The sequence below is a fragment of the Cognatundibacterium rugosum genome, assembly GCF_014284365.1.
Classification (GTDB): domain Bacteria; phylum Pseudomonadota; class Gammaproteobacteria; order Burkholderiales; family Burkholderiaceae_D; genus Undibacterium; species Undibacterium rugosum.
Genome location: NZ_JACOGG010000067.1, coordinates 1 through 345 on the forward strand (window position 1 = coordinate 1; position 345 = coordinate 345).

Genomic DNA, 345 nt, shown 5'->3' on the forward strand with positions numbered 1-345 from the left:
AGCCTAACTCTGTCATCAGGCGCTGCACGGTTTTATGGTTCACCGCCACCCCGGATTGCTGAATGCTGGCCGTGATGCGCCGATATCCGTAACGTCCTTGATGGCGCGCGTAAATCGTGCGTATGTGCTCTTTTAAGTCAGCATACTTATCCTCAATGAGCATTACTTTTTGCTGGTAATAAAACGTGCTGCGCGCCATGGCCGCGACTTTCAGCAAGCCGGCAATGGGGTATTTTTGCCTTAGTTCCTGGATGAGTTGCGCTTTTTGCGTGACGCTGCTTCCTGTGCCTGCTCCTGAACTAAGGCTTTCAACTTTTTTAGATATTCGTTCTCCATGCGCAGGTA

At 50.4% G+C, this 345-nt stretch carries 1 pseudogene; it reads right to left on the reverse strand.

The window, feature by feature from the left end:
• Positions 1-345: pseudogene (locus tag H8K47_RS18080) on the reverse strand (IS3 family transposase); the annotation flags it as partial.